The organism is Xanthomonas sp. LF02-5 (genome assembly GCF_034105325.1).
Classification (GTDB): Bacteria; Pseudomonadota; Gammaproteobacteria; order Xanthomonadales; family Xanthomonadaceae; genus Xanthomonas_A; species Xanthomonas_A sontii.
In genome coordinates this window covers 512,510-533,980 of record NZ_JAXGGF010000001.1, presented here as the reverse complement: position 1 = coordinate 533,980, position 21,471 = coordinate 512,510, and the positions used below count along the sequence as shown (strand labels likewise).

17 protein-coding genes are annotated in these 21,471 nt (G+C 67.3%); 6 read left to right on the top strand and 11 right to left on the bottom strand.

All coding sequences use genetic code 11. The annotated features are described in order from the left end of the window. Positions 1-247: 247 nt before the first annotated feature. Together SLW52_RS02425 and SLW52_RS02420 are read left to right on the top strand one after the other, a co-directional pair. Positions 248-709, top strand: coding sequence for a cell wall hydrolase (locus SLW52_RS02425; RefSeq protein ID WP_019797714.1), 462 nt, complete (start codon positions 248-250; stop codon positions 707-709). Between the two features lie 122 nt (positions 710-831). After that, positions 832-1,440 (top strand): glutathione binding-like protein, encoded by a 609-nt coding sequence (locus SLW52_RS02420; RefSeq protein WP_320739504.1) that lies wholly within the window; start codon positions 832-834, stop codon positions 1,438-1,440. A 49-nt stretch (positions 1,441-1,489) separates the two neighbouring features. On the opposite strand, the gene prpE is transcribed toward SLW52_RS02420, so the two are convergent. From prpE to SLW52_RS02375, 9 genes are all read right to left on the bottom strand, one after another. Continuing rightward, entirely contained in the window at positions 1,490-3,361 is a 1,872-nt protein-coding gene (prpE, locus tag SLW52_RS02415) for a propionate--CoA ligase (RefSeq protein ID WP_320739505.1), read from the bottom strand. A gap of 449 nt (positions 3,362-3,810) precedes the next feature. Continuing rightward, positions 3,811-4,080, bottom strand: a complete 270-nt coding sequence (locus SLW52_RS02410) for a GIY-YIG nuclease family protein (protein ID WP_320739507.1) — start codon at positions 4,078-4,080, stop codon at positions 3,811-3,813. Between the two features lie 69 nt (positions 4,081-4,149). Further along, positions 4,150-4,806, bottom strand: a complete 657-nt coding sequence (locus SLW52_RS02405; RefSeq protein WP_320739509.1) for a hypothetical protein — start codon at positions 4,804-4,806, stop codon at positions 4,150-4,152. A gap of 14 nt (positions 4,807-4,820) precedes the next feature. Further along, positions 4,821-7,340 carry a prolyl oligopeptidase family serine peptidase gene (locus tag SLW52_RS02400; protein WP_320739510.1) on the bottom strand — a complete coding sequence of 840 codons (2,520 nt, stop codon included), beginning with the start codon at positions 7,338-7,340 and terminating at the stop codon, positions 4,821-4,823. Positions 7,341-7,438: 98 nt separating this feature from the next. Then, complete coding sequence (gstA, locus tag SLW52_RS02395; RefSeq protein ID WP_320739512.1) at positions 7,439-8,059, bottom strand: glutathione transferase GstA; 621 nt, start codon at positions 8,057-8,059, stop codon at positions 7,439-7,441. A 79-nt stretch (positions 8,060-8,138) separates the two neighbouring features. After that, positions 8,139-9,017, bottom strand: a complete 879-nt coding sequence (locus tag SLW52_RS02390) for a LysR family transcriptional regulator (RefSeq protein WP_320739514.1) — start codon at positions 9,015-9,017, stop codon at positions 8,139-8,141. Between the two features lie 69 nt (positions 9,018-9,086). After that, the gene (locus SLW52_RS02385; protein WP_267104207.1) at positions 9,087-10,073 is read right to left on the bottom strand and encodes a malate dehydrogenase; all 987 of its coding nucleotides are present in this window, start codon (positions 10,071-10,073) and stop codon (positions 9,087-9,089) included. 36 nt (positions 10,074-10,109) lie between these two features. Next, on the bottom strand, positions 10,110-10,487 hold the full coding sequence (locus SLW52_RS02380; RefSeq protein WP_320739516.1) for a glutaredoxin family protein: 378 nt from the start codon (positions 10,485-10,487) through the stop codon (positions 10,110-10,112). 91 nt (positions 10,488-10,578) lie between these two features. Beyond that, entirely contained in the window at positions 10,579-11,073 is a 495-nt protein-coding gene (locus SLW52_RS02375) for a peptidylprolyl isomerase (protein ID WP_152182219.1), read from the bottom strand. Positions 11,074-11,272: 199 nt separating this feature from the next. Here SLW52_RS02375 and typA point away from each other — a divergent pair, with 199 nt between their 5' ends. From typA to SLW52_RS02360, 3 genes are all read left to right on the top strand, one after another. Then, positions 11,273-13,102, top strand: coding sequence for a translational GTPase TypA (gene typA / locus SLW52_RS02370; RefSeq protein ID WP_010340464.1), 1,830 nt, complete (start codon positions 11,273-11,275; stop codon positions 13,100-13,102). 16 nt (positions 13,103-13,118) lie between these two features. After that, positions 13,119-13,601 carry a DUF2127 domain-containing protein gene (locus SLW52_RS02365; RefSeq protein ID WP_017908695.1) on the top strand — a complete coding sequence of 161 codons (483 nt, stop codon included), beginning with the start codon at positions 13,119-13,121 and terminating at the stop codon, positions 13,599-13,601. A 312-nt stretch (positions 13,602-13,913) separates the two neighbouring features. Next, entirely contained in the window at positions 13,914-16,109 is a 2,196-nt protein-coding gene (locus tag SLW52_RS02360; RefSeq protein ID WP_295935129.1) for a ricin-type beta-trefoil lectin domain protein, read from the top strand. 78 nt (positions 16,110-16,187) lie between these two features. Here the strand turns inward: SLW52_RS02360 and SLW52_RS02355 are convergent, their stop codons facing one another. Further along, positions 16,188-17,345: a mechanosensitive ion channel domain-containing protein gene (locus SLW52_RS02355; protein WP_295935128.1), complete on the bottom strand. Its 1,158-nt coding sequence runs from the start codon at positions 17,343-17,345 to the stop codon at positions 16,188-16,190. A 267-nt stretch (positions 17,346-17,612) separates the two neighbouring features. Further along, the gene (locus SLW52_RS02350) at positions 17,613-19,007 is read right to left on the bottom strand and encodes a 3-deoxy-7-phosphoheptulonate synthase class II (protein WP_152182220.1); all 1,395 of its coding nucleotides are present in this window, start codon (positions 19,005-19,007) and stop codon (positions 17,613-17,615) included. 200 nt (positions 19,008-19,207) lie between these two features. Between SLW52_RS02350 and SLW52_RS02345 the strand changes: the two genes are divergently transcribed. Next, on the top strand, positions 19,208-21,349 hold the full coding sequence (locus SLW52_RS02345; protein ID WP_152182221.1) for a TonB-dependent receptor: 2,142 nt from the start codon (positions 19,208-19,210) through the stop codon (positions 21,347-21,349). The last annotated feature ends 122 nt before the right edge of the window (positions 21,350-21,471 follow it).

Below are 21,471 nucleotides of genomic sequence, written 5' to 3'. Positions count from 1 at the left end.
GACGGCATCTCGACACAGCGAGATGTGAACCCTGTCAACACTCGGGATTCAGTTGCGATTCGGGAACCGGCCCCTATCGTTCGCGCCTCTTCTCGATCCGCCCATCTTGGCGGATCCGCCGGACTTCAGATTGCCGGCACCCGGGCGGCCCGTGACAGGCCGCCTCCCCATGACGCCAAGCCGCATCGCTTGCCGCGCCATCCCGGCGCAGCGCCACGACGACGGCCCATACGGAGCAAGGAGTACGATGAAACTGGCCTGGATTCTCTGGCTCTCGCAATTGTTGCCGCAACCCGCTGCCGATTCGCTTTGCCTCAGCACCACCGTGTACCTGGAAGCGCGCGACCAGACGCTGCGCGGACAACAAGCCGTCGCCGAAGTGGCGCTGCGTCGCCTGGACAGCGGCCTGTGGGGCGATTCGATGTGCCAGGTGGTCACCGCACGCAAGCAGTTCGCGCCAGGCCTGGTGAAGCCGGGCACCGAACTGAAGAACGACGACGCCTGGGCCGATGCGGTCAAGGTCGCCTTCGCCGCCGAGCGCAACTGGGCGCTGCCGCAGGGCCAGCGCAAGGAGATCGTGCCGGGCGCCAGCCACTTCGCCGCGCATGCCATCGCCAGCCCGAGTTGGCGCAATGCCTATCAGGTCGCGACCATCGGCGACCACACGTTCTATCGCGTGCAGAAGCTGCGTCCACGCAACGCGTCCTGATTGTTCGCCACACAGGCATGTCCTGACGCAGGCGCGCGCGCCACGCAAGGCGCGCCTTCATCGCCAAGCGCCCCGCGCAGCAGGTACGCTCTGCCGTCCTGACCGATGCGGAGCCGCCTGCCATGAAACTCTATTCCAAGCCCGGCGCCTGTTCGCTGGCCGATCACATCGCGCTGCGCTGGGCCGGATTGCCGTTCGAACTGAAGCTGCTGGATGCCGCGGCGATGAAGGCGCCGGCGTACCTGGCGATCAATCCGGCCGGCGCGGTGCCTGCGCTGCAGATGGACGACTGGGTGCTCACCCAGAACTCGGCGATCCTCAACTACATCGCCGATCTCGTGCCCGACGCGCACCTGGCCGGCGACGGCAGCCCGCGCAGCCGTGCCGAAGTGCAGCGCTGGCTGGCCTTCCTCAACGCCGATCTGCACCCGGCGTTTCATCCGCTGTTCGGCAGCACCCGCTATCTCGACGATGCCGCGGTGATCGCCCGCACCCAGGAACATGCACGCGAACGCGTGCGCACGCTGTACGCGCGCGTGGAAGCTGCGCTGGAACAGCAGACCTGGCTGGGCGGCGCGCGCCGTTCCATCGCCGATGCCTACCTGTTCGTCACCCTGCGCTGGGCGCGCGCGCAGCAGATCGCGCTCGGCCCCAATCTGCAACTGCATTTCGAACGCATGTCCGCCGATCCGCAGGTGCAGGCGGCGCTGCAGGCCGAAGGGCTGAGCTGATCGGCGATGCGGACGCCGGCGCGGCTGCGCCGGCGTCGCCGGTCGCACGTCAACCGCGCAAGGCGCGACGGATTTCCTCCAGCGCGCCGGGATCGTCCAGCGTCGACAGATCGCCCGGATCGCGCTGTTCGGCCAGCGCCTGCAGCGAGCGCCGCAACAATTTGCCCGACCGCGTCTTCGGCAAGGCCTGCACCAGATACACCTGCGCCGGGCGCGCCACCGCGCCAAGACGCTGCACCACGCACTGGCGCAGTTCCTCGACCACTGCCGCGGCATCCGGCGCGACCTGCTTCAGCGTCGCGAACACCACCGGCACCTGCCCCTTCAGTTCGTCATGCATGCCGATCACCGCGACCTCGGCCACGTCGGCGTGGCCGGCGATGGCTTCCTCGATCTCGCGCGTGCCCAGGCGATGTCCGGCCACGTTGATCACGTCGTCGGTGCGGCCGAGGATGAAGGTATAGCCTTCCTCGTCGCGGATCGCCCAGTCCAGCGAGCTGTACAGCAACGTATCGAAATGGCTGAAGTAGCTGCGCAGGAAGCGCGCGTCGTCGTTCCACACCGTGGTCATGCAGCCCGGCGGCAACGGCGGCTCGATCACCAGCACGCCCTTGCGCCCGGCCGGCACCTCGACGCCGTGCTCGTCGACGATGCGCGTGCGGTACCCAAGATTGGGAAAGCCGGGCGATCCCGGTTTCACCGGCCGCAACTCGACGCCCGGTAACAGGGTCAGCACCGGCCAGCCGGTTTCGGTCTGCCAATAGTTGTCGATCACCGGCTTGCCCAGCGCTTCGCCGATCCACAACGCAGTCGGCTCGTCCAGCGGCTCGCCGGCCAGGAACAGATAGCGCAGCGCACTCAGGTCGCGCTCGCGCAGGTAGCGCGCCGGATGCTTCTTCAGCACGCGGATCGCGGTCGGCGAGGAAAACATGGTGCGCACCCGGTACTTCTCGCACAGCGCCCACCACACGCCCGGATCCGGCTGCACCGGCAGGCCTTCGTACAGCAGCGAGGTCGCGCCGACGATCAGCGGGCCGTATACGTTGTACGAATGCCCCACCGCCCAGCCCACGTCGGAGGTGGAGAACATGGTCTGCCCCGGGCCGCAGTCGAACACCGTGCGCATCGACAACGCCAGCGCCACCGCATGCCCGCCGACATCGCGCTGCACGCCCTTGGGCTTGCCGGTGGTGCCGGAGGTGTACAGCAGGTAGCTGGGCTCGTTGGATTCCAGCCACACCACCGGCACCTGCGCATCGCCGACCTCGGCGCGCAGCTCGGCATAGTCGACGTCGCGCCCGGGCAAGCGCGGCTGCGCCGGATCCAGCCCGCGCGAGACGATCAGCACCGTCGGCGGCGGCGCACTGGCCTCCGCGCAGGCGGCATCGACCAGCGGCTTGTAGGGAATGCGCTTGCCGCCGCGGCTGCCGGCATCGGCGGCGATCAGCAGCTTGGGCCGCGCGTCGTCGATGCGCAGCGCCAAGTTGTGCGCGGCGAAGCCGCCGAACACCACCGAATGCACCGCGCCGATACGCGCGCAGGCCAGCATCGCGTACACCGCCTCGGCCATGTTCGGCATGTAGATGACCACGCGGTCGCCCCGCTGCACGTCCAGCCGCTGCAGCACCGCGGCGAAGGCGTTGACCTCGCGATGCAGCTGCGCATAGGTGATCTCCTGAGTCTGCCCGGTTTCGCTGGACACCGCGACCAGCGCCAGTTGCGTGGCGCGTTCGGGCAGATGCCGGTCCACCGCGTTGTGGCACAGATTGGTCAGCCCGCCGGCGAACCAGCGCCGGAACGGCGGCGTGTCGTACTCCAGGATCGCCTGCGGCAGCCGCTCCCAGTGGATCGCCCTGGCCTGCTCGGCCCAGAACTCTTCGGGCCGCTCGATCGAACGCCGGTACAGCGTCGCGTAGTCCATGCCGCCCCTCCCAAGGCCGGTGCACCGGCTCCGAGCATAGTCCTTCGGCGGGGAGGGCGTCGTTCCGACCTTGGTAGAAGGGAGCGATGGATAAGCATCTGGCTCAAGCCGCATGGAAAAGTCACTTCGGCTTGGATGAACTGCCTATCACTACTTAGTCGTGACCTTATGTCTCTTAGGCTCTACTCGAACCATCTTGCCCTCACGCATAAGCAGTCCAAGTACACTCCAACTCAAATAATCTTTTGAGCCGCCAAGATAGTCACTCTGCAGGCCAAGTGCCTTTGCGACATCCGAATTAAGGACACCTTCCGGATTAGCTCGAGCCAACTCAAGAATAGATGACTTTAAAAATTCCAGACCAATTTGAGCCTTTTCTACGACTCCAGAAGGAATTATCAAGTCATCTTTGACCTTCTTCCTCACACCCTCCGGTATGACTGAGTTTGTCAACACCCCCCAGCCAATTCGCTCCCAAAAGCGGATATCAACTCCGCTTCGAGCTTCAAAGCTTGATATTCCGTCAGGTCATCCGCGAGAACCGCAGTGATTACATCATAACCATCAGCTTTAATTTTCTCAATTCTCTCACCCTTACGAGTCTTGTCGACTCTCAATGTGTGCTCCCACGCCCGAATCCCTGTACCCTTACCGATATAGAAAGGAATAGCAGGTGTTCTGCGTGGATCCTTGAGTGCATAGATGTAGTAAGGATTCATGCAGAGGCCAGCATCTAAATTAGGTTGCGCAGCGAAGGAGCATTGACCCTGAAGGATTTGCAATAATCATCATCCGCCCAAAATAAACCTAAACTCATCCTCAAGCTTAGCTTTAGCGAGAGGAACCTCTTTTTCCATAAATTCCCAAGCCCTCATCCAGACATCGTACTTTCTTTCGAGAGCCTTTGAATTCAGCCCCTCATCCTTGTGCTGCGTGTACATGCCGAAGCTAGCGATTTGCCGCCGAATACCCTCAACCAATTGATCAATTGAGTCACACAACTCTGATGTTGGCAAGTAGATTCTATTTCTATCAAAGTACTGAAAAAAATCGAACAAACTATTATGAGCCTCAATGTACTGCTCATCTTTCCCTGGCCCACCAGTCAACTCAACCGGCGACGCAAAGGTTGATGCCTTTCGGTAGGCTTCTGTCAGCAAAGAATAAAGCTGCCCTACCACTTCTGCCCTCTTCTCATGCAGTCTTTGGAATCGGACAGCGTGCTCCGTAGCTTGAATGCTTAGCTGAGAGCGGAGTCGCTCGGTCTCTACAGCTGCCTGGGCCTGCAGCTGCGCTTTGTGAGACTCTAGCTTTTCGTCGTATTCGTGCTTTATCGCGCTCTTCAAACGTTCTGATATCCATGAACGCAAAAGCCAGAATAGGGCGCCACTCAACGCCAAGCTAAGAGCTCCCGAGAGGACTAGCTGAGCGCCAAAGTCGATCATTTTGCTTACGCCTGCTAATGCTTCTGCGCCGCCGCGGTCGGTGACGCCGACGCCGCACGCGGCGGCGCCTGCTTCACGTAGCGGTCGAACCACTCCAGCATCTCAGCCACCACGTCCTCGTTGGACTCGCGCGCGGTGTACCAGTGCGGTTCGAACGGCAGCAGCACCAGCCGCGCGGTGCCGCCGAGGCCGCGGATGGCCTGGAACATGCGCGGGGCCTGGGTGGTCTCGGTGCCGGGGTTGGCATCGTCCATGCCGTGTACCAGCAGCAGCGGCTCGTTGATCTTGTCGGCGTGGAAGAACGCCGAGGCCTGCGCGTACACCTCCGGTGCGGCCCAGAACGAGCGCCGCTCGTTCTGGAAGCCGAACGGGGTCAGGGTCTTGTTGTAGCTGCCGCTGGTGGCCACCCCGGCGCGGAACAGGTCGGTGTGCGCCAGCAGGTTGGCCGCCATCAGCGCGCCGTGGCTGTGGCCGGTGACGCCGATGCGGTCGCGGTCGACCACACCCAGCGCCACCGCCTTGTCCACCGCCGCCTGCGCGTTCTCCACCAGCTGCTGCAGGTAAGTGTCGTAGGCGGTCTTGGGGTCGCCGACGATCGGGAACGCGGCGTCGTCGATGATCGCGTAGCCGGCCAGCAGCAACAGTTGGTAGGAATGCAGGCGGGTGAAGTCGCGGTCGTTGGCGCCGCTGACCTGGCCGGCCTTGGAGGCATCGGCGTAGTCCAGCGGATAGGCGTAGAGGATCGCCGGCACCCGCGTGCCTTCCTTGTAGCCGGGTGGCGTGTACAGGGTGAAGGACAGTTCCACGCCGTCCTTGCGCTTGTAGGTCACCAGCCGCTTCTTGATCTGCCGCACCACCGGGGTCGGATCGGGGAAGCGAGTCACCGGCGCCAGGGTGGAGGCGACCACCGCCTCGCCGGCTGCCGCAGCCGGCTGCGCCTGGCCCAGCGTGCGCAGGTAGACGTTCGGCGGGTCGCTCGGCGACTGCCGCCAGGTCAGCAGGCGGGTGGTGTCCTCGCCGGCGAACCCGGCGAAGGCCTCATCAACATCGGCGCCGCTGCGGAACAGACGCTGGGTCTTGCCGCTCGCCAGATCATAGCGATCCAGGAACGGCCGGTCGCCGGCCGGGGTGGCGCCCTGCCCGCTCAGGAACAGTGCGCCGTTGTCCTCGCGCAGCACGTATTCGCCGTTGGCCAGGCGACGCAGCTCGGGCGTGCCGGGATCGGCGTAGAGGTCGTCGGTGGACAGGTCGAACAGCACCCGCCCGGCGCTGCCGGGGCGGTCCGCGTCCAGCAGCGTGGTGCGGCGCCAGTGGCGGTTCTCGTCGTACTCGTCCAGCAGCGCCTGCCCGCCCTGCGCGAACCAGCTCAGGCCGGCGTAGCGCTGGGTCACCTTGGCCAGTTCGCGCGGCTTGCCGGTGAACGGTGCCGACAGGGTCAGCAGCTTGTCGCGCGCCGGCACATTGGTCTTCCAGTCGCCGCCGTCCAGCGCCTCGGCCCAGACCAGGGTGGCCGGCTGGTTGGCGCGCCAGCCGTAGGCGCGCGGCCCGGTGGGCACGCCGTGTACCGGCACGCGATCGGCCACCGGCAGGTTCGCCAGCACGCGCTCGCTGCCGTCTGCCAGGTCCAGCACCGCCACGTCGTGGGCGAAGCGGCCGTAGGTGGTGACGTAGGAGTACGGGCGCTGCAGGCGCTCCACGCGCACGTGGCGGCCGTCCGGCGCACCGTCGACCACCGAGTACACCGCCGGCTTGCCGACCGTGCGCAGCTTGCCGCTGGCGGCATCCACAGTGACCAGCTGCGCCGTGGCGTAGTAGGTGAACTGGGCCTCGTCCTCGGGACTGGACAGGGTGTCGCGAGCCTCGTAGGTACTGCTCTCGCCCTTGCCGCGGATCGCTTCCTTGACCTCCGGCCCCGGCGGCACCGCCGCCTTCACCGGCGCCGGACCGAGGTCCTGGGGCACCGCACGCACCAGCAGCGTGTCGCTGCCGCCCAGCCACTGGATCTCGCCGCCCAGTACCGGGTTGAGCTGCACGCCGTCGATGCGACGCACCGCGCCGGTGGCGACGTCGCCCAGCCACAGTTCGACGCGGTCGGCCGCGGTGTTGTTGAAGGCGAAGCGGCGCCCGTCCGGCGACCACACCGGCTGCGCCGGGCAGGCGCCGGCCGGCAGGGTCACCGCGGTCTGCTTGCCGCTGGCCACGTCGACCAGGCTGAAGCCGTCCAGGCAGGCGCGGATGCCATAGCCGTTGGACATGTCGTGGCGGGCGTGGGTGCGCGGTTCCACGCGCACTCCGGCCAGCTTCAGGTACGGCTCGGCGACGCGCGCGATCGGCGGGTAGGCCTGGCGCTCCACCAGCAACAGGGTGCGCCCGGTCGGGTCCAGCCGCGGCGTCGGATTGAGCGGGGCGCGCATCACGCCCAGCAGCGGCTCGGGCGGTTGCCGGTAACCGCTGTCGGCGGTGGCGGCGTGGGCGGCGACAGGCAACGCACTGGCGAGCGCCAGGGCGCCGATCCAGCGGAACGGCATGAGCATGGTCGAAATCCCCTTTCGAATGGCCCGGGCAACCTAGCACGGCCGCCGCGCCGCGGCCGAGCGCCGAAGGTCATGCTCTCCCCGCCAGCGCGCCGCGCTCAGGCCGGGCGCAGCGCCTGCTCGGCGGCCAGCGCCGCCGCCACGCTGGGACGCTGCGCGATGCGCGCCGCGTACGCCGCCAACGCCGGAAGCGCGTCCAGCGACAGGCCGAACCGCGGCAGCCAGCCGAGCACGGTGAACAGATAGGCATCGGCCACGCCGAAGCGCTCGCCGAGCAGGTACGGCTGCGTACACAGCATGGCCTCGGCATGGGCATAGCGCTGCAGCAGGCGGGCGGCGACCGCGCCGCGCCGCGCCGGTGCCAGCCCGGCATCGAACAGCGGCACGCTGCCGGCATGCAGTTCGCTGTTGATGAAGGCCAGCCACTCGTACAGGCGGTAGCGCGACAAGGCGTCTGCGTCCGCGGGCGGCGCCAGCGCCACCTGCGGACAGCGATCGGCCAGGTACAGCAGGATCGCCGGCCCCTCGGTCAGCACCTGGCCGTCGTCCAGCTGCAGCGCGGCCACGTAGCCTTTGGGGTTGATCGCGAGGTAATCCCCGCCCTCGTCGGTGCGCTTGCTGTGGTTGTCCACGCGCACCAGACGGAACGGCAACTGCAGTTCGCGCAACACGATGTGCGGCGCCAGGGAACAGGCGCCAGGAGCGGCATAGAGGAGCATCGGAACGGTCTCGCAGGGGCGCCGGACAGTCGGCGCGCGCAGTGTGTGCGGCACGGCGGCCTGCGGAGAAACAAGAATGTCAGGACGGGTCAGTAGCGCCGCTAATGGCCTCGTCCAGGAACCGGCGCAGTTGCCGCGCGGCCGGCGCCGCGTGTGCAGCAGCGACCAGGGCGAAGCGGCGCTGCAGCCGCGGCTGCAACGGCAGCACCTGCACGCCGTCGCGCTCGGCCGGCAGCACCGACGCCGGCAGCAGGCTGGCGCCCGCGCCGTCGCGCACCAGGGTCCAGGCGCTGGACCAGTCGCGCACCTGCAGGCGCAGGTCGGCGATCGCCAGCCCGGCGCGTTCGGCCAGGCGCTGCGCATGCAGCCAGCAGCCGCCGGTGGCCAGTACGAACGGCAGCGTCAGCAGTTCCGCCAGGGCGATGTCGCGCGCCTGCGGACGCGCCAGTGCCGGCGGCAGCACCGCCAGCCACTCGTCCATGCCGAACACCATGGCGTCGCGCTCCGGCGCCGGATCCAGTACCACGCCCAGGTCGACCGTCCCGGCCGCCAGCCAGGCCTCGACCTCCTCGTCGCCGCCTTCCAGCCAGACCACACCCGTGTCCGGATGCGCCCGCTCGAACGCGCGCAGGCGTGGCGCCAGCCATGGCCGCGACGAGGCGAAGCCGGCGACCCGCAGCGAGGCCGCACCCGGTGCGCGCTGCGCCCTGGCCAGGGCCTGGATCTGCCCCAGCTCGGCCAGCATCGCCCTAGCATGTTCCAGCGCACGCGTCCCGAATGGGGTCGGCCGGATCCGCCCGCGCTCGCGCAGCAGCAGCGCCGCGCCCAGCACGTGCTCCATCTGCGCGATGGCCTGGCTGGCGCCGGACTGGGTGATGCCGCAGCGCGCGGCACCGGCGCTGATGCTGCCGCACTCGACGACGGCGACGTACAGCCGCCAGTGGATCAGATTCATCATGTCGGACTCCCACAACGCGAAACGCCGGGCGGGGCCCGGCGTTCCGTGACGACGCGATCGCGTTGGCGATCAGCCCAGCAGGTGGGCCACGCCGCTGCGCTCTTCTTCCAGCTCGGCCAGGGTCTTGTCGACGTACTTCTTGCTGAAGTCGTCGATCGGCAGATCCTTGACGATGGTGTAGGCGCCGTTCTCGGTGGTGACCGGGAACCCGAAGATCACGCCTTCCGGGATGCCGTAGGAGCCGTCGGACGGCACGCCCATCGTCACCCACTTGCCGTTGCTGCCCAGCACCCAGTCGCGCACGTGGTCGATGGCGGCGTTGGCGGCCGAGGCGGCCGAGGACAGGCCGCGCGCTTCGATGATCGCCGCGCCGCGCTTGCCCACGGTCGGGATGAAGGTGCCGGCATTCCATTCCTGGTCGTTGATCGCCTCGGCGATGGAGGCGCCGTCGGCGGTGGCGAAGCGGTAGTCCGGGTACATGGTCGGGCTGTGGTTGCCCCACACCACCAGCTTCTCGATGCCGCCGACCGGCTTGCCGAGCTTGAGCGAGAGCTGGCTCAGCGCGCGGTTGTGGTCCAGGCGCAGCATGGCGGTGAAGTTCTTCGGGTTCAGGTCCGGCGCCGACTTCATGGCGATGTAGGCATTGGTGTTGGCCGGGTTGCCGACCACCAGCACCTTGACGTCGCGCTTGGCCACCTTGTTCAGCGCCGCGCCCTGCGCGGTGAAGATCTTGGCGTTCTCCAGCAGCAGGTCCTTGCGCTCCATGCCCGGGCCGCGCGGACGCGCGCCGACCAGCAGGGCGATGTCGGCGTCCTTGAACGCGACTTCGGCGTCGTCGGTGCCGACCATGCCGGCCAGCAGCGGGAACGCGCAGTCTTCCAGCTCCATCATCACGCCCTTCAGCGCGGCCTGGGCCTTCTCCATCGGCAGTTCCAGCAACTGCAGGATCACCGGCTGGTCCTTGCCCAGCATTTCGCCGGAGGCGATGCGGAACAGCAGGGCATAACCGATCTGGCCGGCGGCGCCGGTCACGGCAACACGAACGGGTGCTTTCATGGGGGATTCCTCTGCTAAGAAAGTGGGTGGGGTGGATCAGTAGACGCGATAGCCCAGCGGCTGCAGGTGCAGGTCCAGGGCGGCGGTGTCGTAGCCTTCGACCACGTGCTGGCCGATCACGGTGATCGGCACGCCTTCCAGGCCCAGCGCGGCGGCGGCCTGGCGGCCGGCCTCCTGCTCCACGTCCAGGATCGTGTAGCGGACCTGGGCGCGGGCGAAATCGGCCTGTTGCCGGCGGCAGTAGCCGCACCAGTCGGCGGCGAGCATGACGATGCCGGCCTCGCCGGTCAGCCGCCGCGGGTCGCCCGCGGCCAGTGCGGCCGACGGCGCTGGGTCCGCGCTGCGCCACCAGGCATGCACGCCGCCGCCGATGGCGAGCAGCAGCAGGCACAACACAAGGGGGCGCATCGTCATCGGCGGTCGGGTGCGGCAATCAATCGGGAAAATGGTAGCACGCAGGCTCCGCGCGCCCGGCCGCAGGGCCGGTCGCGCGGACAGCGCCGGATCAGGCGTCGAGGGTGCGGTTCCACTCGGCGACGCGGTCGGCCTTGGCCGCCAGCACCGCGTCGGCGTCGCCTTCGATGGTGATCTTGTTGATCACGTCGCCCTGGGCGACGCTGTCGACCACGTCCAGGCCGTCGAGCACCTTGCCGAACACGGTGTGCTTGCCGTCCAGCCACGGAGTGGCGGTGTGGGTGATGAAGAACTGGCTGCCGTTGGTGCTGGGGCCGGCGTTGGCCATGGACAGCACGCCGCGGTCGTGGCGCACGCCGTTGTTGGTCTCGTCCTCGAAGCGGTAGCCCGGGCCGCCGCGGCCGGAGCCTTCCGGGCAACCGCCCTGGATCATGAAGTCGGCGATCACGCGGTGGAAGTTCAGCCCGTCGTAGAAGCCGCGCTTGGCCAGGTTCACGAAGTTGGCCACGGTCAGCGGGGCCTTGTCGGGATACAGCTCGATCTTGATCGGGCCGCGGGCGGTGTCGAAATGGGCGATCAGGGACATGGGATTCCTTGGAAACGGGGGCGTCATGAGGGGCGCATAGGATACACGTCGCCTCGTTCAGGCTTTGCCCGCGCCCGGCGCCGGCGCCTGAATGCCCCCGCCCGGCCCACCGCCGCCGACCGCCGGCAGGCGTCACGGGATCCGGGTATACTAGGTGGCTTCCTTTCCTTCCTTCTGGCGCCGGCTGGCCCCCTTTCGCATGTCCATCGAAAATCTTCGCAATATCGCCATCGTCGCCCACGTCGACCACGGCAAGACCACCCTCGTCGACTGCCTGCTGAAGCAGTCCGGCACCCTGTCCGAGCGCACGGTGCTGGCCGAGCGCGTGATGGACAGCAACGACCAGGAAAAGGAACGCGGCATCACCATCCTGGCCAAGAACACCGCCATCACCTGGCAGGGCAACCGCATCAACATCGTCGACACCCCAGGACACGCCGACTTCGGCGGCGAGGTGGAGCGCGTGCTGTCGATGGTGGACACCGTGCTGATCCTGGTCGACGCGATGGACGGCCCGATGCCGCAGACCCGCTTCGTGACCCAGAAGGCGTTCGCGATGGGCTTCAAGCCGATCGTGGTGGTCAACAAGATCGACCGCCCCGGCGCGCGCCCGGACTGGGTGATCGACCAGGTGTTCGACCTGTTCGACAAGCTCGGCGCCACCAACGAGCAGCTCGACTTCCCGATCGTCTACACCTCGGCGCTGAACGGCTACGCCTCGCTGGACGACAGCGTGCGCGACGGCGACATGACCCCGCTGTACGAAGCGATCATGCAGCACGCGCCGAAGCCGGACGTGGATCCGGACGGCCCGTTCCAGATGCGCATCAGCCAGTTGGACTACAACAACTTCGTCGGCGTGATCGGCATCGGCCGCATCCAGCGCGGCGTGCTGAAGAAGAACATGCCGGTGGCGGTGATCGACCGCGAAGGCAAGAAGCGCCAGGGCAAGGTGCTGCAGGTACTGGGCTTCCTCGGCCTGGAGCGCATCGAGCAGGACAGCGCGCAGGCCGGCGACATCGTCGCCATCTCCGGCATCCAGGAACTGACCATCTCCGACACCGTGTGCGCGCTGGAAGCCCCCGAGGCGCTGCCGCCGCTGACCGTGGACGAGCCGACCATCTCGATGACCTTCCAGGTCAACAACTCGCCGTTCGCCGGCAACAAGGACCTGTCCGGCGGCAAGTTCCTGACCAGCCGCCAGCTCAAGGACCGGCTGGAGCGCGAGACCGTGCACAACGTGGCGCTGAAGGTGCAGCAGCTGGAAGACGCCGACAAGTTCCTGGTCTCCGGCCGCGGCGAACTGCACCTGTCGGTGCTGATCGAGAACATGCGCCGCGAGGGCTTCGAACTGGCCGTGTCGCGCCCGGAAGTGATCATCAAGGAGATCGACGGGCAGTTGATGGAGCCGGTCGAGCAGCTGGTGGTGGACATCGAGGAGCAGCACCAGGGCGGCGTGATGGAGAAGCTGGGCATCCGCAAGGGCCAGCTGAAGAACATGGAGCCGGACGGCAAGGGCCGCGTGCGCCTGGACTACATGATCCCGGCGCGTGGCCTGATCGGCTTCCAGAACGAGTTCCGCACCCTGACCCAGGGCTCGGGCCTGCTGTTCCACGTGTTCGACCACTACGGCCCGAAGGAGCAGGGCGCCATCGCCAAGCGCCAGAACGGCGTGATGATCGCCAATGCGCCGGGCGCCACCCCCGCCTACGCGCTGGGCCCGCTGGAAGAGCGCGGCCGCCTGTTTGCCGCCGAAGGCGACAACGTGTATGAAGGGCAGCTGGTCGGCATCCACTCCAAGGACAACGACCTGACCGTCAACGCGATCAAGACCAAGCCGCTGACCAACATGCGCGCCTCGGGCAAGGACGATGCGATCAAGCTGACTCCGGCGATCAAGTACACGCTGGAGCAGGCGCTGGACTTCATCGAGGACGACGAACTGGTCGAAGTCACCCCGAAGGAGATCCGCTTGCGCAAGAAGCACCTGACCGAAAACGAGCGCAAGCGCGCCGGTCGCGCGGGCTAAGGGATAGCGCACGCCCATGGCCGCCGACAAGGCGTACAACCCGGATCCGCACGCGCATCCGGGTCTGCACCTGATCGCACTGCTGGAGGCCGGCAAGGGCCTGCTCGCGGTGCTGGCGGCCACGGGGCTGGAACTGATGGGTCCGGCCCCGCTGCGCGCGGGGGTGGACAAGCTGATCGTGCGTTTCAGCCTGGACCCGGACCACGGCGCCCTGCCCTCGCTGCTGACCATGATCAACCCCGGCGCGGTGCACCTGGCCGCCGCCGGCATGCTCGCCTACGGCGTGCTGCACATCATCGAGGCCTGGGGCCTGTGGCGCGCCAAGGCCTGGGCCTCGCTGCTGGGCTGCATCTCCGCGGCGATCTACCTGCCCTTCGACGTCTACGCGATCGTGCGCCACCCCGGCTGGGCGTCGTGGGCGGTGCTGGCGATCAATCTCGCCGTGGTCGGCATCCTCGCCCGCGACCTGGTGCGGCGCCGGCGGCATCCTCCTGCCTGATCCGCGCCCCATCGCTGTCACGGCGGCTATCGCCGCCCCCGTCCAAGGTACATCGTCCCGATGACCCCGGCCTCGCCACACCGCGAGGTCGGAGGACATGCCGTTTCAAAACCCTCCCATCTTGATCGACAGAACACGTCAGCCGACAGATGTCCGCCGGATGGATTTGTGATGTCATCCACGGTACTTCTGGGCACAATCCCCGCAACGCGATCTTTCCTCGAAATTGTCTACAGAATTGTCCAACACAGTCGATTCTGACCATTGACTAGTTCCGGACACCCCGGAACGCACGCCATCCCCAACAGACCGATGGCGGAGATCAACTCAGGGGAATCGACAATGCGAATCGCGAAAGCGATGGGTTGGAGTGTGGCGGCGCTACTTTGCACCGGCCTGAGCGCCTGCGGCGGCGCCATCGATCACACACACAGCGCCACCTCGGCCGGCAAGCACGCGTCCGCGGCGGCCACCACCGCGCCGCCAATGGCCGCCGCTCAGCGCGCGTCCCTGTTCGACGCGCAGGACAGCGGCGCACTGATCCAGTACACCAGCCGCACCCCGACCGGACACGACGGCGCGTTCGCCCTGTATCCCATCACCGTCAGCGAGGCGCATGCCGTCAAGGCCAGCGTCGACGGCACGATGACGATACCGACGCCGGACGGCAAAAACCTGCAGATCACCTATCAGAGCCGACGCGATGCCAAGCGCGGCATTTGGACCTGGGTCGGCCGGGTGGATGGCCAACCGGTCGGCAACGAGACGGTCATCAGTTTCGGCAAGGACGCAGTGTTCGGATCGCTGGGCACCATTGATGGCATGACCTACCAGATCACCACCATCGGCGGGATGCCTTACATCATGGCGGCCGCCAGCGCCGACCTGCATTCCGCCGGAAGCCACGCGGATGGGCGGCGACTGGCCGATTCTGTCATCCAGCTCCGCGCCGGCGACACCGCGCAGGGCTATATCGCCGGGTACAGCAGCCTGGCGCAGGTCAACGCGCAGGCGGGCAGCACCTCGACCAATACGATCGACGTGCTGCTCGGCTATACGCCCGGCTATCGCGACTACCGCGGCGGCATCACGGCGATCGATACCGTACTCACCAACATGGTGGAGACGGCGAACCAGTCCTTCGCCAACGCCAACATCAATGTGCGCTATCGCCTGGTCGGGACGGTGCAGGTCGACTACCCCGACAATACGCTCAACGACGGCACCCTCGACGAACTCACTGGCGTCAGCCAGGCCACCGCCGCGGCGCTGGTGCCGCTGCATGATGCGCGCGACCGCCTCGGCGCCGACATGGTCGGCCTGGTGCGGCGCTTCAACAATTCGCAACAGAGTTGCGGCGTCGCCTGGCAATCCGGCGGCACCGATTCGCGCTGGGGATACGCGGTGATCTCCGACGGTGTGGACGGCGGCTACTACTGCACCCGCGGCACCCTCGCCCACGAATTCGGCCATTTGCTCGGCTCCGGCCACCAGCACGAAACCGGCCAGGAGCCCGGTTTCAATTTCGGCCACCGCAGCGACACCGGCAGCTTCCACACCACGATGGCCTACGCGGTCAATGGGCAGAGCGAGATCCTGGTGTACTCGTCGCCGGCGATCAGCACCTGCAACGGACAACCCTGCGGCGTGCCGGACCAGGCCGACAACGCCCGCGCCTTCCTCACCACGGTCCCCAACGTCGTCCAGTATCGGCAGACCGTGGTGCCGCTGGATGATTCCAGTTCGCCCGGACAGATCATGGGCCCGTCCGGGAAATGTCTGGATGTCCGGGATGGCGCGACCGCCAATACTTCCGCCATCCAGGTCTGGAGCTGCAACGGGCTGCGCCAGCAGAAATGGGGACTCCAGGCGGGCACTCGCAGTCTGCGGAGTTACGGCACCGACAAGGTCCTCGACATCACCGGCGTCAGCCAGAGCAACGGTGCGCCGATCCAGCTCTACCAATCGCTGAACACCTCGAACCAGGGCTGGTACTTCACCAACGCCTCGCTCATCGCGACCGGCGGCAAGGTGCTGGACGTGGCATCGGCCCGCTCGGACAACGGCGCCCCACTGCAACTGTGGGACAACCTCAGCGGTGCCAACCAGCGCTGGTCGTTCAATCCCACAAGCGGCGAAATCCGGGTCTCCACCGGACGCTGCCTGGATGTGCCGGAATTCAGCACCACCCCTGGAACACCGGTGCAGATCTGGGATTGCAACGGCACCAAGAACCAGGTGTGGCAACTCAGCAAGAACGGCGCGATCGTGGGCTATGGCGGCAACTGCCTGGAGGCAGCGAATGCCACCCAGAATGGCACTGGCATTCGCATGGCTGCGTGCACGGGGATGCCCGCGCAGGCATGGCGGATCCGCGGCCAGATCCGCAGCGAACTGCACGGCAAGTGCCTGGACGATTCTGCCGGCGGTACCCGCAACGGCGCGGGAGTGCAGATGTGGGAATGCCTCGGCAACGTCAACCAGCTCTGGGAAGTGCAGTCCAACTGACGCGCTTGTTCAATCGTCGCGACCGGCATGCTCAGCGCCGGCCGCGGCCTCCCCTGTCCTAGCGCCCGGCGCAGCGGTTCACGCGGGATCGCGTTGCACCGGAACAGGCGCGGCCGGCGCCCCATCCTCCGCACCGGGCGAACGCATCGCCTCCGAGTCGCTGGCGCGCACCGGCGGGTGCGACAGCCGCACGGGCTCCGGCGCCACTTCCGCGCGCAGCAGCGGCAACGCGTAGGCATGCTCGCGCACCAGGAAATCCAGCATGCGTTCGCGCACGATGCAGCGCAGGTCGAAGGCGTCGCCGGAGTTGCGGGCACTGACCAGCAGGCGTACCTGGATCGTGCGCTCGCTGGTGTCGGTCACCTGGGTCACGCAGACCCGCCCGTCCCACAGCGGCTCGCTCTTGCAGATGCGCTCCAGCTCGGCGCGCACCTGTGCGATCGGCGTGCGGTAGTCCAGCCACAGGAACGCGGTGCCGAGCAGGTCGGCGCTGTTGCGCGTCCAGTTCTGGAATGGGTTCTCGATGAACCAGGTCAGCGGCACCACCATGCGCCGCTCGTCCCAGATCCGCACCACCACGTAGGAACTGCCGATCTCCTCGATGCGGCCCCACTCGCCTTCGACGATGACCACGTCGTCGAGACGGATCGGCTGGGTCAGCGCGATCTGCAGGCCGGCGATCAGGTTGCCGAACACCGGCTTGGCGGCGATACCGGCGACCAGGCCGATGATGCCGGCCGAGGCCAGCAAGGTGGTGCCGATCTGCCGCACCGCCGGGAAGGTCAGCAGCACGATCGAGGTGCCCACCAGGATGATCGTGCCCATCGCCACCCGCGCCAGCACCCGGGTCTGGGTCTGCACGCGGCGTGCGGTGAGGTTGTCCGCCACCTCGATCGGATGGCTGCGCAGGATCGCCGTTTCCAGCGCCGCCACGCCGCGCACCAGCAGCCAGGTCACGCAGCCGATCATGCCGATGTGCAGCAGGTGCTGCAGGTCGGTCAGCGCCTTCTCGTCCAGCGGCGTGGATTCGAGCGCGAAGCTGAGCATCAGCATCGGCAGCAGGAAGGCGACCGGCACGCTGATCACGCGCACGATGCGCGCACGCCGGTAGTCGCGGCCGCGCATGCGCTGGGCGATGCGCAGCAACAGCCACCAGGCCAGGAAACCGAGAATCAGCGCGGCGCCGATCGGCAGCGTATAGGCACGCCAGGGCACCCAGTGAAGATCGAGGGTCAAGATGCGCTCCTTTGTCGGGGGGAGGAGTCGCGACAGTCTGGCAGTGGAGGGATTAGCACGATGTCGAGCACGCGCGGCGGCGCCGGGCGACGGCAGCCGCCTGGCATACAGGCGCGCGTGCAAACGCTTCCGAAAAGCGGCGCATGTCGCCGGCGACGCGAAGCCGACGCGCGGCATCGCACGCAGCGATGCCGCAGCCCTCGGGCAACGGCACGACAAGGCGCCGCACATGCGGCAGCGGCACGCGCCGCGGACTACACCAACCGACTACGCCAGCGGCGTGGCGACGTTGCGTCCGTTCTGCTTGCGCACGATCGCCATCGCGATCTCCAGCGACTGCTCGTAGTTCAGGCGCGGGTCGACGCTGGAACGGTAGGCCCGCTCCAGGTCGCGCTCGGTGAGTTCGCGCGCGCCGCCGGTGCACTCGGTGACGTCCTCGCCGGTCAGTTCCAGATGCACGCCGCCCAGGCGGGTGCCGGCCGCGGCGTGGATGTCGAACGACTGCTCCACCTCGCCCAGGACGTTCTGGTAGCGCCGGGTCTTGTAGCCGTTGCTGGTGCTTTCGGTGTTGCCGTGCATCGCATCGCACACCCACAGCACGCGGCGGCCGTCGCGCTTCACCGCGTCCAGCAGCGGCGGCAGCTTCTCGGCGATCTGCGCCGCGCCCATGCGGTGGATGAAGGTCAGCCGGCCCGGCTCGTCTTCCGGATTGAGCACGTCGATCAGGCGCAGCAACTGGTCCGGCTGCGCCGACGGCCCGACCTTGATCGCGATCGGATTGCGGATACCACGGAAGTACTCCACATGCGCGCCGTCCAGCGCCGCGGTGCGCATGCCGATCCACGGATAGTGCGTGCTGAGGTTGAACCAGCCCCACTGCCGCGGGACCTCGCGGGTCAGCGCTTCCTCGTAGGGCAGCAGCAAGGCCTCGTGCGAGGTGTAGAAATCGACGCGATTGAGGTTGTACAGCTGCGCGCCGGACAGGGTCTCCATGAAGCGCACCGCATCGCCGATCGAGGCCACCATCTTCTGGTAGTCCTCGGCCAGCGGCGAGCAGCCGACCCAGCTCAGGTTCCAGTACTCGGGATGGTGCAGATCCGCGAAGCCGCCGTCGATCAGCGCGCGCACGAAGTTCATGGTCATCGCCGAACGCGAGTGCGCGGTGATCATGCGCCGCGGGTCCGGCACCCGCGCCTGCGCGGTGAACTCCGGGCCATTGACCACGTCGCCGCGGTAGCTGGGCAGGGTCACGCCCTCGCGGGTCTCGGTATCGGCCGAGCGCGGCTTGGCGTACTGCCCGGCGTAGCGACCGACCCGCACCACCGGCAGGCGCAGGCCGTGCACCAGCACCAGGCTCATCTGCAGCAGCACCTTGAGCCGGTTGGAGATGGTGCCGGATTCGCAATCGCTGAAGTTCTCCGCGCAATCGCCGCCCTGCAGCAGGAAGCGCTTGCCTTCCTGCGCCTCGGCCAGCTGCTTCTTCAGCGCGAAGATCTCCCAGGAGGTCACCAGCGGCGGCAACTGCCGCAGTTCCGTCAGCGCGGTCTCCAGCGCCTGCGGGTCCGGATACACCGGCATCTGCAGCGCCGGCCTGTCACGCCAACTGGCAGGTGACCAGGACGACGAGGCGGATGCGGACACGGCGGCGGCGGACAGATTCATGAAAGGACTCCTTGGCAGTGTGCGATGTTCGCAGAGCCGGGGCGCGCCGCATAGCGCCGCACGCCGGTCACGCTGGCAGCGCCAGGACATGAACGGCAAGCAACATCGCGATGCCACCATGACTTCCGGCCTACGCCGGCGTTTTTGCGAAAGCACACTGTTATTAAGTAACAATTCCTTTCCATTCGGTCCACCTCGCCATGACACGTCGCCCCCTCTCCTCCGCCATCGCCCTGATCCTCCTGGTCGCCCCCGGCCTCGCCCTCGCTGCGGATACCGCCGCCGACAGCAGCGCTGCCGCCGAGCCGACCGTCGATCTCGATCCGGTCACCGTCACCGCCAAGCTGGAAGCCGCGCGCAACGCGCTGTCGCCGGACATCGGCAGCAGCCAGTACGCGATCAGCGCCGAGGACATCGCGCGCCTGCCGCTGGGCGCTTCCACCCCGCTCAACCAGGTGCTGCTGCAGGCACCGGGCGTGGTCCAGGATTCCTATGGCGGCATCCATGTGCGCGGCGACCACGCCAACCTGCAGTACCGCATCAACGGCGTGATGATCCCCGAATCCATCTCCGGCTTCGGCCAGACCCTGGATCCGCGCACGATCAAGAACATCCGCCTGCTCGACGGCGCGCTGCCGGCGCAGTTCGGCGACCGCACCGCGGCGGTGGTCGACATCACCACCAAGAACGGCGTGGAACTGGGCAACGGCGGCAGCGTCGGCATCACCGGCGGCTCCTACGGCACGCTCAACCCCAACGCCTCGTGGTGGGGCAGCGACGGCCGCTTCAGCTGGTTCGCCAGCGGCAACTACCTGCAGAACCGCATCGGCATGGAGAACCCGACCGACAGCGACAACCCGATCCACGACAAGACCCACCAGGGCAAGGGCTTCGCCGACCTCAGCTATCTGCTGAACGAGAACACCCGGCTCAGCCTGCTGGTCGGCTACGCCAACAACCGCTTCCAGATCCCCAACAACCCGGGGCAGACGCCGGCCTTCACCTACCAGGGCACCAGTACCTTCGATTCGGCGCAGCTCGACGAGAACCAGCGCGAGAACACCCGCTTCGGCACCCTGGTGCTGCAGGGCGCACTCGGCGACACCAGCTACCAGCTGTCGGCCGGCCAGCGCTACAGCAGCGTCGCCTTCTCCCCGGACATCGCCGGCGACCTGATCTTCAACGGCATCGCCTCGCAGGTGCAGCGCGCCAACCGTGCCAGCACCCTGCAGGCCGACTTCTCCACGCCGTGGGGCAGCACCCACACCTTGCGCTACGGCGTGTACGGCAACTTCGAACACGCCAACGCCAGCAACAACGCCTATGTGTTCCCGGCCAACGACGACGGCAGCCAGAGCAGCGACGTGCCGCTGTTCATTCCCGACAGCAGCCGCTTCCACGCCAGCACCTACGCGGTCTACCTGCAGGACGAGTGGCAGCCGAGCGACGCCTGGACCATCAACTACGGCGTGCGTGGCGACCGCTACAAGGCCTTCGGCACCACCGAGGGCCAGCTCAGCCCGCGCCTGGGCGTGGTCTGGCACGCCAGCGACAGCACCACCCTGCACGCCGGCTATGCGCGCTACTTCACCCCGCCGGCCACCGAGCTGATCTCCACCAGCGACATCGCCCTGTACGACGGCACCACCAACCAGCAGTCGGCGGCGGGTGGCCCGACCAAGCCGCTGAGCGAGCGCAGCGACTACTACGACCTGGGCATCTCGCAGATGGTCGGCGACCACCTGACCCTGGGCCTGGACACCTACTACCGCAAGGCCGATCGCCTGCAGGACGAAGGCCAGTTCGGCGCCGCCTACGTCTACTCCACCTTCAACTACCGCTACGGCCGCATCCGCGGCGCCGAGTTCAGCGCCGACTACAGCAACGGCCCGATCAACGCCTACTTCAACGCGGCCTACAGCAAGGCCATGGGCAAGCGGGTGATGACCAGCCTGTACAACTTCGACCCGGACGCGCTGGCCTACGCCTACGACCACTGGATCCACCTGGACCACGACCAGAAGCTGACCTCCTCCGGCGGCATCAACTACGCCCTGGCCGACGACAGCCGCATCGGCGCCGACTACCTGTTCGGCAGCGGCCTGCGCACCGACGCCGACGGCGTGCCCAATGGCGGCGAGCTGCCGGCGTACTTCCAGCTCAACCTCAGCGCCGGCCACGACTTCGCCCTGGCCAGCAGCCACCCGCTGCACGCACAGCTGGCCGTGCTCAACGTGCTCGACCGCCACTACCAGTTGCGCGACGGCGGCGGCATCGGTGTGTTCGCGCCGCAGTGGGCGCCGCGCCGCGGCGTCTACCTGAGCCTGCAGCAGGACTTCTGAGCAAGTCCCTGACGGCGGCCTGCGGCATGTCGCGCGACGTGCCGCAGGCCACGACACGATGGATGACGGCGGTTGTGGCGGAGTGATGCAAACGCAACGGTGGCCAGGAAGCCGCTACCGAT